The organism is Morganella morganii (assembly GCF_019242955.1).
Taxonomy (GTDB): domain Bacteria; phylum Pseudomonadota; class Gammaproteobacteria; order Enterobacterales; family Enterobacteriaceae; genus Morganella; species Morganella sibonii.
The window spans coordinates 129539-142538 of the sequence record NZ_CP066129.1 but is presented as its reverse complement, the minus strand read 5'-3'; the positions used below and the strand labels follow the sequence as shown (position 1 = coordinate 142538).

Below are 13000 nucleotides of genomic sequence, written 5' to 3'. Positions count from 1 at the left end.
ACTCTCCGGAATTACAGTGCGGCAACGGCCTGGCGGGCACCGACATCAAGTAACTGCTGATACGCGCGTTTCACCGCATCAACAAAGCCCTGCTGTTTCGGCAGGTTGTTACCGAAAATGGATTCAATCGCCAGCAGCTCATCCACTACTGTCACAGACAGACCATGTTTCGCGTAAATTGCGGCGAACGTCTCTGCCAGCGGGTCACGCACATCAATTTTATTGCCCTGTTCATCGGTACCACTGATATAACGCATCCAGCCCGCCACGCCCAGCGCCAGATGACTGTAGTCACTGCCGTCTGCGATATGCTGCGCAACCGGGTCCAGCAGGCGCTGCGGAAGCTTCTGGCTGCCGTCCATCGCAATCTGCCATGTCTGGTGTTTCAGGGACGGGTTGGTAAAGCGGTCAATCAGGTTATCCGCATAGGCAACCAGGTCGGTATCTTCCGGCATGGTGAGGGTCGGCGCCTGCTCATCCAGCATCAGTGCGCGGGCGGCTTTGCGGTAATCCGGGTTGGTCATGGTATCGGAAATATGGGCATAACCGCCGAGATAGCCGAGATACGCCAGGAAAGAGTGGCTGCCGTTGAGCATCCGCAGCTTCATTAATTCGAACGGCACCACATCCTGAACAAACTGTGCACCGGCGCAATCCCACTCAGGGCGGCCGTTAACAAAATTATCTTCAATCACCCACTGACGGAACGGCTCACAGGCGATAGCACAGTTATCTTCCGTTCCCAGCAGTTGTGCGATTTCAGCCAGCGTTTCCGGGGTGGCCGCCGGCACAATGCGGTCAACCATCGTACACGGGAAAGTGACATTGGATTCAATCCATGCCGCCAGCGCCGGGTCCTGCAACCGCGCCAGGCCGAGCACCGCTTCACGGGCAACATGACCATTCTCACGGACGTTATCACAGGAGAGCACCGTAAACGGCGGTAAACCACGTTCGTGACGGCGTTTCAGTGCCGCCGTGATATAACCGATAGCAGAGCGCGGGGTCTCAGGTGTGGCCAGATCCTGTTTAATCAGCGCATTTTCCGGGTCGAGCTGCCCGGTGGCAGGATCGGTGCAGTAGCCTTTTTCAGTCACGGTCAGGGAAACAATACCGACATCCGGGGAAGCCATTTTCTCAATCACCGCATCAATACCGTCGATCAGCGGGTGCATCGCTTCTTTCATCGAGCCGATAATTTTCAGCTCTGTTTTATCCGCCCCTTTCTCCGCCACGGTATACAACATGGACTGGGCTTTCAGCCCTTCAATCAGTGCCGCATCCTGTGCCGACATCAGGTTAACTTCGCAGTAACCCCAGTCGCTGTCTGTTTTTTCTAATACGTGATGGGTGTACAGCGCCTGATGTGCGCGGTGAAAAGCGCCGCAGCCGAGGTGAACAATACGGGTGGTGAGACGATCAGTCGTCCAGTCAGGACGCGTTGCGGTGATGTCCGCAGTGACAAGATTCTTTTCCATTACAGGCTCCCGGGGAGCAGGCTGCGGAAGAGATCCCGCAGCCCGGCAGGTACAAAGGTATGAGATATTATTTTGTATAGAATGCGCGGTGAATACCCATTTCCAGGCCACGGATTTCAGCCAGCCCTTTCAGACGGCCGATCGCGGAATAGCCCGGATTGGTTTTCTTCTTCAGGTCATCCAGCATCTGATGGCCGTGATCCGGACGCATCGGGATCAGGGACGCTTCCCCGCTCTCACGGCGGCGGTTCTCTTCAGCAGCCACCGCACTGATGACATTATACATATCCACATCACCGGCCAGATGCGCCGCTTCATGGAAGGTATTCGGGTTCTCTTCACGCATCGTTGAACGCAGATGCAGGAAGTAAATCCGCGGACCAAAGGTCTTAATCATATTGACCAGGTCGTTGTCAGCGCGCACACCGTAAGAGCCGGTGCACATGGTGTAACCGTTGGCATCACTGTTGACGGTATCCGCCATCCACTGCATATCTTCAATCGTGGAAACGATACGCGGCAGGCCGAGGATAGGACGCGGAGGATCATCCGGATGCACCGCCATTTTCAGGCCGCACTCTTCAGCAACCGGAATAATTTTATTCAGGAAATACGCAAAGTGCTCACGTAATTTCGCTTTATCGATACCAGCGTAACGTTTCAGGTGCTGGCGGAATTGTTCAAGTGTATAGCCTTCTTCCGCACCCGGAAGACCGGCAATAATATTGTTTATCAGTTTTTGTTTTTCATCATCCCGCATGGTTTCAAAGCGGGTTTTGGCCTGTGCCAGTTCTTCTGCGGTATAGTCCTGCTCAGCCCCTTCGCGCTGTAAGAGGTAAATCTCGAATACTGCAAATTCAATCTGATCAAAACGCAATGCTTTTGAGCCGTCCGGCAGCTCATATTCCAGGTCAGTACGGGTCCAGTCGAGAACCGGCATAAAGTTGTAACAGACAGTATAAATCCCGCAGGCGGCGAGGTTGCGCAGGGATTGCTGATAGTTGGCAATCCATTTTTCATACTCACCGGTCTGTGTTTTGATATCTTCGTGGATAGGCACACTTTCAACCACGGTCCATTCCAGATGATTGGATTCAATCAGCGCCTTGCGCTTCTGAATCTCGTCTGTGGTCCAGACTTCTCCGTTCGGGATATGGTGCAGCGCCGTTACGATACCGGTAGCGCCCGCCTGACGAATATCAGATAAAGTAACCGGATCTGCCGGTCCGTACCAACGCCAAGTTTGTTTCATACTAAACCTCGTTTATGCTCCGCGAATATCATCACTGTTTATTTGGTTGACCAATTAAATCCCCGGTGTGGCGAGTATTGCTGTCAAACCTTGCTGTCACGAGTACAGCATTGTCATCTTCCTATCAACACAGAGAGACGTCAAGCCTGAAAACAATATTGGTCAACCAATATCACATTTTGTTTTATGATTAATTTATTGTTTTAACTGTAAATAAAATTACATCAAGGGTACGTGTGTTTTTATTACTTTCTTTTCTTAAGACTGGTAAACCAAAAGTGTCACTCATCCGGCAGGACAGATGAGTGACAACACCAATAATTATGATGGTGTATAGTTCAGAACCAACTCAGGCAGCCACAGGCTGAGCTGAGGGAAATAGGTCACCACCGCCAGTGCCGCAATCAGCGCGATATACATCGGCACCAGTGGTTTCAGAACTTTATCAATGCTGACACCACCCACAGAACACCCGACAAACAGCGCACTGCCGACCGGCGGCGTACAGATACCGATAGCCAGGTTGAATGTCATGATGATCCCGAAGTGTACCGGGTCAATCCCCATATCCATGGCCACCGGCAGGAAAATCGGGGTGAAAATCAGTACCGCCGGTGTCATATCCATAAAGATGCCGACAATCAGCAGAATGATGTTAATGACCAGCAGGATAGTCAGCGCGTTATCGGAAATCGCCATCAGACCGTCCGCAATCAGATACGGCAGATCCGCGTTCGCCATCGCCCATGACATCCCCATGGATGCACCGATCAGGAGCAGTACGATAGAAGTGGTCACCGCCGATTCCAGAATAATTTTCGGCAGACGGCTGAAGCTGACTTCACGGTAAACAATCACCGCCAGTACAAAGCTGTAGATGACGGCAATCGCGGAGGCTTCTGTTGCGGTAAAGATACCGGCGATAATCCCGCCCATAATCACCACAATCAGCATCAGTGACGGCACCGCTTTCCAGACCGTAGAGAAGAACATCCCCCACGTCGGGCGCGGAGCGACCGGATAACCGCGTTTTTTCGCGATAATCCCGGAAACAATCATCAGGGACAGTCCCATCAGGATGCCCGGAATATACCCGGCCAGGAACAGTGCGGCAATTGATGTGCCGCCGGAAACCAGTGAGTAAACAATCAGGGTATTGCTCGGCGGGATCAGCAGACCTGACGGGCAGGACGCAATATTTACCGCCGCAGACAGTTCCGGATCATAACCCTCTTTTTTCTGCATCGGTGACATGGTGCCGCCGACCGCCGCCGCAGAAGCCACCGCAGAACCGGAGATAGCGCCGAACAGCATGTTAGCCATAATATTGACGTGCAGCAGCGAACCCGGCAGACGACCGCCGATCACTTTTGCCACATTAATCAGCCGGGCAGCAATACCGCCCTGGTTCATAATGTTACCGGCAAGAATAAAGAACGGGATCGCCAGCAGCGAGAAGTTATCCACCCCTGCCGCCATACGCTGGGCGACAACGGTAATCGCGGAATCGAGCGGCAGCGTCATGGCAATCGCCACTAACGATGACAGGCCGATAGCGAAAGAAACCGGAACACTGAGAACCAGAAGAAACGCAAAGGTGCCGAAGAGCGCGGCAATCACATACCAATCCATAATTAACCTCTCATCGCACCATTAATGGCTGTCAGTCAGTTCAGTATTGGCTGAACCCGGCTGAAAGAGTGAAAAGATATCAACCAGTGCATACATAATCATCAGTAAGCCGCTGATTGGTAAACAGAGATAGATGTAACCCATCTGCCAGCCCAGTGCCGGGGTGATCTGGCCGCTTTCCAGTGTGGAAGCGACCAGCGTGCTGCCGCCGTACACCAGCACAATGCCGGCAAAGGCAATAATGGCAATCTGGATAATGACGCTGACAAACTGTTTTTTCGCACCTGACAGTTTCATAACGAGAAGGTCAATCGCGAGGTGCCGGTGTTGTCCTGTGGTGTAAGCCGCGCCAATCATGGCGACCCACATAAAAAGGTAACGGGCGAGTTCATCTGTAATCGTACTCGGGGAGCTGAGGATATAGCGGGATAACACCTGCCATGTCACACAGAACACCAGGAATGCTGATAAACAGATAGTAAAAACAGCAAGCCCTTTATTAATCAGCGCTACAAGGTTTTTCATTGGCCTTGTCCTTGTTCTTATTTTGGTTAACCAATTTGGCAACTGTCATACCAAATACAAATTTTGCTGTTCGAGCATAGTCTATCCCGCTGAAAACAGTGAGTGACGGCGATCACATTATGATTTGGTTAACCAAAGATTGGGGTTATTTTGTGATAGTGGTCAACCAATGGAGGTTTACCTTTTGACCACTTAGTGACTTGTGATTAAGGTGAGACAACATAATAAGAAGCTCATTTTCCTCCGGAGAACCCTAACGTGAAAAACAGCAAACGTATCCTCAGCACTGTTATCGGCGCGGTATTTGCTCTCAGCGCTACCCAGGCTTTTGCCGCCACCACGCTGAAACTCAGCCATAACCAGAACCGTGATCATGCTGTTCACAAAGCCATGACACAGTTCGCGGATGACGTAAAAACAAAAACAAACGGTGATGTCCGCATCCGTATCTACCCGGACGCGCAATTGGGCAACCAGCGTGAATCCATGGAGTTGATGCAGAACGGTGCGCTGGATATCGTCAAATCCAATGCTGCTGAACTGGAAGCGTTCTCACCGGCCTACTCCGTCTTTAACCTGCCTTACCTGTTCCGTGACAAACCACACTACGAAAAAATTATTTACGGTGATATCGGACAGGAAATCCTCGACTCCAGCAAAGACAGCGGATTTGTCGGTCTGACTTACTATGATGCGGGTGCCCGCAGCTTCTATGCCAAGAAACCTATCCGTACTCCGGACGATCTGAAAGGTCTGAAAATCCGCGTACAGCCGAGCCCGACCGCTATCGCGATGGTAAAAGCACTCGGCGGTAACCCGACCCCGCTGGCTTACGGTGAACTCTATACCGCATTACAGCAGGGTGTGGTGGATGCGGCAGAGAACAATATCCCGTCCTATACACTGAGCCGTCACAGCGAAGTCACCAAATTCTTCTCTCTGGATGAGCACACAATGGTGCCGGATGTGCTGGTGATGTCGACCAAATCACTGGATAAGCTGACGCCGGAACAGCAGGCGATTGTGAAGCAGGCTGCCAAAGATTCCGCGCAGACAATGGCGAAACTCTGGGAAGCTTCAGAAAAAGAAGAACGTGCGAAAGTTGAGAAGCAGGGTGTTGAATTTATCACTGTCGATAAAGTGACATTCCAGGATGCGGTAAAACCGATGTATGACGATATTGCCAAATCCAACCCTGAATTATCCAAAATGGCAGATCGCATCCGCGATGTGAAATAATCTTCGCTGCACCTCTCATATAAACCACCCTGTATTATCAATATCGGGTGGTTTATTTTATATTATAGTCATCAAAATCATTTTTGGTTGACCAATATCTGGTAAACTGACTCCGATTTCATTTTATTTATGGCACCGCAGATGACTCAATTTATCGAATCAAAACGTCCTTATCAGGAAGTCGGTCACGCATTGCGTCAGATGATCACCAACATGCATTATGCCGCGGGTGACAAGCTTCCTCCTGAGCGCGAAATTGCTGAGATGCTCAGTGTGTCCCGTACCGTGGTACGTGAGGCACTGATTATGCTGGAACTGGAAAACCTGATCGAGGTCCGTAAAGGGTCCGGTATCTACATTATTGACCTGCCGCACCAGAAAGACAGCGATACGGATAACGGCTCGCTCAATGCCGCCGGTCCGTTTGAACTGTTACAGGCCCGCCAGCTGCTGGAAAGCAATATTGCAGAGTTTGCCGCCACGCAGGCCACGCCGGTGGATATTGCGAATATGCGCAGCGCTCTCCAGCGGGAACGCGACGAACTGAAAACCGGGGAAGATGAAACCGGTGACCGCGAATTTCACCTGGCCATCGCGCAGGCGACCCATAACAGCATGCTGGTGGAATTACTGAAGCAATCCTGGGCATGGCGGGAAAACAACCCGATGTGGCTGAAACTGCATACGCGGATCACCAATAAAGATTACCGCAAAGAGTGGATGACCGATCACCAGGCGATCCTCGCAGCGATGATTAAAAAAGATCCGGCAGCGGCCAAAGAAGCCATGTGGCAGCACCTGGAAAATGTGAAACAGCGCCTGCTGGAGCTGTCCGATGTCGATGACCCGAATTTTGATGGTTATCTGTTCAATTCCTATCCTGTTGACCTGGTCCGGAACTGATCCCGCCACACACATTTTTTACTTTCAGACACCAGAAACCGGGCAAAATCAGCCCGGTTTTTTTGACCGTAAAATAAAAATAATACCCTTATTATTCATAGTGTGATTCACCTCTCATTCATAAAAATGATTCAATTCACTGATATATAACACTTATTTTATAACAGAGAAATTTATTCTCTGCCGTCTGCGGCTGCGTAATTTTTTTAGAAAATTTTTTCTGACTACCTGTGCCACTATCCGGCCATTACAATAACCATTAAATATTCATCGCATATTTTACAGGACACCAACTATGAGTAAGAAAATTGCCACTGTGCTGATCCACGGCGGACAGCAGCAGGATAAAGTCAACCATGCCATTTTTCCGGCGATCACCACCGCCAGTACGTTTGTGCAGACCAGTCTGAGCGAACACGGTGAATACGCCTATTCCCGTGTCAGTAATCCGACCCGCCACGCCTATGAAACACTGCTTGCCGATGTTGAGGAAGGCACTTACGCCACCGCAACAGCTTCCGGTGTGGCCGCCGCGGCACTGGTGCTGAATATTTTCCCGCAGGGCTCTCATATTATTGCGATGAAAGGCGTGTACGGCGGCACTTTCCGTCTGTTTGAACGCGTGGCAAAAGAAAACTGCGGCCATGAGTTTGACTATGTTGATCTCAATGATTTAGCAGCTGTACGCAGCAAAATCAAAGATAATACCCGCATGATCTGGATAGAAAGCCCGACCAACCCGTTACTGGAACTGGTTGATATTGAGGCCGTCTGCGGGCTGGCCAAAGAACACAACATCGTAACCTGCATCGATAACACCTTTGCGACACCCTGGAACCAGAAACCCCTGACGATGGGTGCGGATCTGATCATGGTTTCCTCCAGCAAATATATCGGCGGTCACTCTGATTTAATCGGCGGCGCGGTGATAACCAACCGTGACGACCTCGCGGAAAGACTGAATTTCCTGAAAACCACCACTGGTGCGATTGCCTCACCGTTTGATGCCTACCTCGCCCTGCGCGGCCTGAAAACCCTGGCATTGCGGATGGCGGCACAGTGCAGCAACGCGCAGGCCGTGGCGGAATTCCTGTCCGGTCATGCCAAAATTGAAAAGGTGTTTTATCCCGGTCTGAAAGATCATCCGCACTATGAGTTATGCAAAAAACAGATGCGCACCGGCGGTGCCGTGGTCACTATTCAGCTGAAAGGCGGTCTGACCGAAACCGAAGCCTTTGTGAAAAAACTGCGCTATTTTGTGCTCGCGGAATCGCTGGGCGGTGTGGAAAGCATGGTGAATCACTCAGCAACCATGTCCCACGGCTCCATGAGCCGCGAAGAGCGCGAGTCTATCGGCGTCTTTGACAGCACACTGCGTTTGTCTGTCGGTATCGAAGATATCGGTGATTTACTGGCTGATTTACAGCAGGCTCTGGCCTGACACAGCATCCCTGACCACAATAATAAAAGAGAAAGCGTATGCAGGACTATGGTATCTGGACGGTCATTACCCCGGTCGTCACAATTATTCTGGCTATCTGTACCCGTCAGGTGATTTTATCACTGCTGATCGGGATACTTGTCGGCTTTACTGTTATTAATGATCACAACCTCTTACTGGGTGTCCGTGCGACCCTGGAAGGGATTATTGATGTCTTCAAATCCTCAGGCAACGCCAAAACCATCATCTTTATGCTGATGATTGGCGGGATTATGCGGCTGGTCGTGGTGACCGGCGGTGTACGGGCACTGGTCCGCCTGCTGACCAACAAAACACAGATCATCAAAGGCCGCAAAGGTGTACAGTTGCTGGCGGTGATTATCACTTCCCTGATTTTTATCGAAAGCTCGATTAACCAGCTGGTTTCCGGTGCCTCCACCAAAGCGCTGGCGAAAAAATACGGCGTACCGCCGGAGAAAATGTCTTACATCATCCAGACCGCCTGTGTGTCTGTCTGTTCTTCCGCCATGATCAACGGCTGGGGTGCGGCAATGATGGGCGTTATCGGTGTGCAGATCTCTCAGGGACTGATTACCGGTGAACCGTTTGATATCCTGGCACATTCCATGGTTTACAACATCATGGCCTGGTTCTCGCTCGCCAGTATCCTGTTCTATATCTTCAGTAATGTCTCCTGGGGACCGATGCGCAAAGCAGAAATGCGTGCACAGGCACTTATCAGCTCAGCGGATGTTATTACCGGCACACCGGAAGAAACCCATGACGAACCGGAAGATGATAACGATATTATCAATCATCCGAACTGCCATACTTCACTGAACTTCTTTATCCCTATCCTCTCCACCATTCTGATGGTGCCGGTGGCGCTGTATATCACCGGGGACGGCGAATTCAGTAAAGGCAGCGGCTCCACCTCGGTTTACTGGGGTGTGATGTTCGGTACGATGGTGTCATTTGTCTGGTTCCTGGTACGCCGAGTCATGAATGTCGATACCTTCTTTAAAGAGCTCTATATCGGCTACGCCAGTATGATCAAAATCAGTTCGGTGATGATCCTCGCTTTCCTGATGGGCTCAGTCTCTTCTGATCTCAACACCGGTGCTTATATTGCCCAGGTGACATCCGGAGTTATTGCACCGGGATTCTCTGTCGGCTTTATCTTCCTGATCAGTGCCGTGATGTCACTGGCGACAGGTACCTCCTGGGGAACATTCGCTATCATGATCCCGATTGGTGTACAGCTGGGTCTGTCCGTTGGTATGCCGCCGGAATATATGATTGGTGCGGCTATCGCCGGGTCTATCTTTGGTGATATGACATCCCCTATCTCCAGCGATGCGATTGTTGCATCGATGGCGACAGACTGCGACCATATTGAACATATCCGTACCCAGATGCCGTATGCGGTCTTAACCGCGAGTTTTGCGCTGGCCGTCTACCTCTGGTTAGGATTCACCTACTGAGTATGACCGTGAATTCAATAAGGAAATGATATGTCTTCTTCTGTAAATACCGCCGGGGCAACCCGGCTGCAACAGACATTAGCGCAGTTCAGCAGGCTTAATCTGCTCAGCGGTGTGACACCGCTGAATAAACTGAACAATCTCTCCCGTCTGCTGGGACGGGAGATTTACATCAAACGCGATGATCTGACGCCGCTGGCGGCGGGCGGCAACAAACTGCGTAAGCTGGAATTCCTGATGGCGGATGCCCTGGAAAAAGGCGCACAGTTTATTGTCACCGCCGGTGCTGTTCAGTCTAACCATGTCCGCCAGACTGCGGCTGTCGCAGCGATGTACGGTCTGAAATGTGTGGCACTGCTGGAAAATCCTATCGGCAGTCAGGACGCGGATTTCCTGAATAACGGCAACAAACTGCTGACCGATTTATTCGGTGCTCACTGCGTGATGTGTGATGCACTGACCGATCCTGATGCGCAGATGCAGGCGCTGATCAACCATATGCAGCTCAGCGATGCCTATATCGTCCCGGTCGGCGGCTCCAATATGCTTGGTTCACTCGGCTATGTACAGTGCGCCCTGGAAATCGCAGAGCAGACACCGGAAGGCACGGAATTCGGTGCTGTGGTGGTGGCCTCCGGCAGTGCAGGAACACACGCCGGGCTTTCTGCCGGATTGCAGCTGGTTATGCCGCAGACGCCGGTTATTGGTGTCACGGTATCGCGGACTTATGCCGACCAGGCACCGAAAGTCGTGAAACTGCAAAATGAGCTGGCGCCGCTGTTTGGTATTGAAACCCCGGCACCCGTCGCACTATGGGACAGTTATTTTGCACCGGAATACGGTATGCCGAATGCCGGCGGGCTGGAAGCCATTGAGCTGCTGGCACGTCACGAAGGCATTTTGCTGGACCCGGTTTACACCGGTAAAGCGATGGCCGGACTGATTGACCAGGTTCGCCGGCATCCGCAGGATACCTCGCCGCTGTTGTTTATACACACCGGCGGTGCCGTCGGATTGTTTGCCTATCCGGCAGTGAGCGCTGCAATATAAATTAATCTCCGCATACAAAACAGATACCGGTAATAAATCGTATTACGGTATCTGTTATTTCCCGCCTGACTGATAATACTCTCGGCTTTCATAACATATTATTTATCAATCTTTGATGTAAATCATTATTTAAACCTGCAAAAAAATCACCACATTATTTTAGTTTCAAAAAAATACGCCTTTCAGATGTAAGTAAATACTGCATGCTCTTCACGTTTTCCTTTCATTTATTATTCTTTAATGCATTGATATTTAATGACTTATTCTGGTTACTCTTTTGTGATGTATAGAATAGTATAAACAGGAAAATACAAACACAACAAAAATATATATAAAAATCAAAATATTAAAATCAATAACTCCGGAAAAATAATTTGAAACACACCATTACATAACGATACCCCGGTGGGTATTCTGAACAAATCATTCCGATATACTCAATCCATGAGTGAATGAGAAGAACTCATATATCCATAAACTAAACAAATAATAAACAGCAGAAAAATAAAATTAAACTCCGGAAAATGAGAAATACAGCAATCATTAACCGGATGTTTTCTGCCTTTATTAATTATTGTTTCAGGTAAGACAATAAGATTTCACGTTATTCATTTCATATTACGTAATAACAAACATTTATTTGAGTAAGGTTTAAGATGAAAAAGTCTTTAATTGGTAAAACGTTAATTTCTGTATTACTTGCAGGTACAGTAATGAACGCTTCAGCCGCAGAGCAAACAGGTACAATTTCATTCAAAGGTTTTATTTATAACGCCACGTGTTCGATTGTCCTGAATGACACCAATTCCCCTAATGCCGATGTTTTAATGGGTCGTTATCCGACAAGTGCCTTTACTAAAACCGGTGATGAAGTTGGCGGCGAAGACGGACATGGTTCCTTAAGTATTTCATTACTGGATTGCCCGGAAAAAGGAAAAGTGACATTACAGCTTCACGGAAAGCCAAAAGATGGCCATGACGCGATTCTGGAACTGGATAACCCGGCATCACCAAATACCGCTAAGAATATCGGTATTGTTCTCTATGACCGCAATGATATGGATACTGATATTGTCATTAATGGTTCTGTTACCAAAGAATATGAAGTCTCCTCCAGTGCCGAATGGCATGCTGATTACGTCGCAAAATATTACAGCACCGCTGACAACGTTGAAGCAGGCCAGGCTGATGCAACACTGAATTACACGCTTTCATATAATTAATTATTTATGCGCAGATGAAATATTCTGCGCGCCCTCATATAAAAATAAATAAGGCTTAATTATGTTCACTAAAACAAATATTATCGCTGCCAGTGCATTACTGCTTCTGGTATCAACAAGCTATGCCGGCTTTGGTTTAGAAACAACCCGCGTTATTTATCATGAAAAAAATAACAGTGAGGGCGTTGTTGCATTTAATACGGACAAAGGCAGAAACTATCTGCTGCAATCCTGGGTTGAAGATAAAGCCGGAAATGTAAGCTCTGACTTTGTTTCAACACCACCACTCGTCAAATTACGGGCTGAAAAAAAGAACACATTACAGGTCACAAAAATGGCCTCATTACCCGCTGACCGAGAGTCACTTTACTGGCTGAATGTTAAGTTTGTGGCACCGGGTGAAGAAGGCCGGGAAAACGTCCTGCGCTATTCGATGACGAACAGAATAAAGATTATTTATCGCCCGTCTGTTCTGGATAACAACCGGGACATCGAAACCGGCATGAACACGTTAGCGTGGTCTGTGTCCGGTAATCGCCTTACGGTTAATAATCCTGCACCCTATTATGTGAATATTTCAAAGATAACCGTAAATAATCAGGAAGTAAAATTACCTTCCGGATATCTGTCACCGAAATCGACAGAAACACTAACTGTTCCGCAGGCAATTAAATTACCTGCAAATATAAAAATGACATACATCAATGATTACGGCAAAGCCGTTGAATTAAATTATTCCGCAAAATAACACGTGATAATAATGATGAATAAAT

At 49.1% G+C, this 13000-nt stretch carries 11 protein-coding genes; 7 read left to right on the top strand and 4 right to left on the bottom strand.

Features of this window, described 5'->3' with window-relative positions; all coding sequences use genetic code 11:
• Nucleotides 1-11: 11 nt before the first annotated feature.
• From JC793_RS00620 to JC793_RS00605, 4 genes are all read right to left on the bottom strand, one after another.
• Nucleotides 12-1478, bottom strand: a complete 1467-nt coding sequence (locus JC793_RS00620) for a fructuronate reductase (protein WP_218427149.1) — start codon at nucleotides 1476-1478, stop codon at nucleotides 12-14.
• Nucleotides 1479-1545: 67 nt separating this feature from the next.
• Nucleotides 1546-2730: a mannonate dehydratase gene (gene uxuA, locus JC793_RS00615; RefSeq protein WP_046895052.1), complete on the bottom strand. Its 1185-nt coding sequence runs from the start codon at nucleotides 2728-2730 to the stop codon at nucleotides 1546-1548.
• 321 nt (nucleotides 2731-3051) lie between these two features.
• On the bottom strand, nucleotides 3052-4362 hold the full coding sequence (locus tag JC793_RS00610) for a TRAP transporter large permease (RefSeq protein WP_166706810.1): 1311 nt from the start codon (nucleotides 4360-4362) through the stop codon (nucleotides 3052-3054).
• Between the two features lie 21 nt (nucleotides 4363-4383).
• On the bottom strand, nucleotides 4384-4887 hold the full coding sequence (locus tag JC793_RS00605) for a TRAP transporter small permease (RefSeq protein WP_166706809.1): 504 nt from the start codon (nucleotides 4885-4887) through the stop codon (nucleotides 4384-4386).
• 258 nt (nucleotides 4888-5145) lie between these two features.
• Here JC793_RS00605 and JC793_RS00600 point away from each other — a divergent pair, with 258 nt between their 5' ends.
• From JC793_RS00600 to JC793_RS00570, 7 genes are all read left to right on the top strand, one after another.
• Nucleotides 5146-6126 carry a TRAP transporter substrate-binding protein gene (locus tag JC793_RS00600; RefSeq protein WP_046895055.1) on the top strand — a complete coding sequence of 327 codons (981 nt, stop codon included), beginning with the start codon at nucleotides 5146-5148 and terminating at the stop codon, nucleotides 6124-6126.
• Nucleotides 6127-6267: 141 nt separating this feature from the next.
• Complete coding sequence (locus JC793_RS00595) at nucleotides 6268-7029, top strand: FCD domain-containing protein (RefSeq protein ID WP_230059774.1); 762 nt, start codon at nucleotides 6268-6270, stop codon at nucleotides 7027-7029.
• 295 nt (nucleotides 7030-7324) lie between these two features.
• Nucleotides 7325-8470 (top strand): trans-sulfuration enzyme family protein, encoded by a 1146-nt coding sequence (locus tag JC793_RS00590; RefSeq protein WP_166706808.1) that lies wholly within the window; start codon nucleotides 7325-7327, stop codon nucleotides 8468-8470.
• A gap of 38 nt (nucleotides 8471-8508) precedes the next feature.
• Nucleotides 8509-9954: a Na+/H+ antiporter NhaC family protein gene (locus JC793_RS00585; RefSeq protein WP_107680145.1), complete on the top strand. Its 1446-nt coding sequence runs from the start codon at nucleotides 8509-8511 to the stop codon at nucleotides 9952-9954.
• A 30-nt stretch (nucleotides 9955-9984) separates the two neighbouring features.
• A complete protein-coding gene (locus tag JC793_RS00580) occupies nucleotides 9985-11004 on the top strand; it encodes a D-cysteine desulfhydrase (RefSeq protein ID WP_218427148.1) in 1020 nt (339 codons plus the stop codon).
• A 656-nt stretch (nucleotides 11005-11660) separates the two neighbouring features.
• Complete coding sequence (locus JC793_RS00575) at nucleotides 11661-12227, top strand: fimbrial protein (RefSeq protein WP_166706806.1); 567 nt, start codon at nucleotides 11661-11663, stop codon at nucleotides 12225-12227.
• A 61-nt stretch (nucleotides 12228-12288) separates the two neighbouring features.
• Entirely contained in the window at nucleotides 12289-12975 is a 687-nt protein-coding gene (locus JC793_RS00570) for a fimbrial biogenesis chaperone (protein WP_218427146.1), read from the top strand.
• Nucleotides 12976-13000 lie beyond the last annotated feature (25 nt).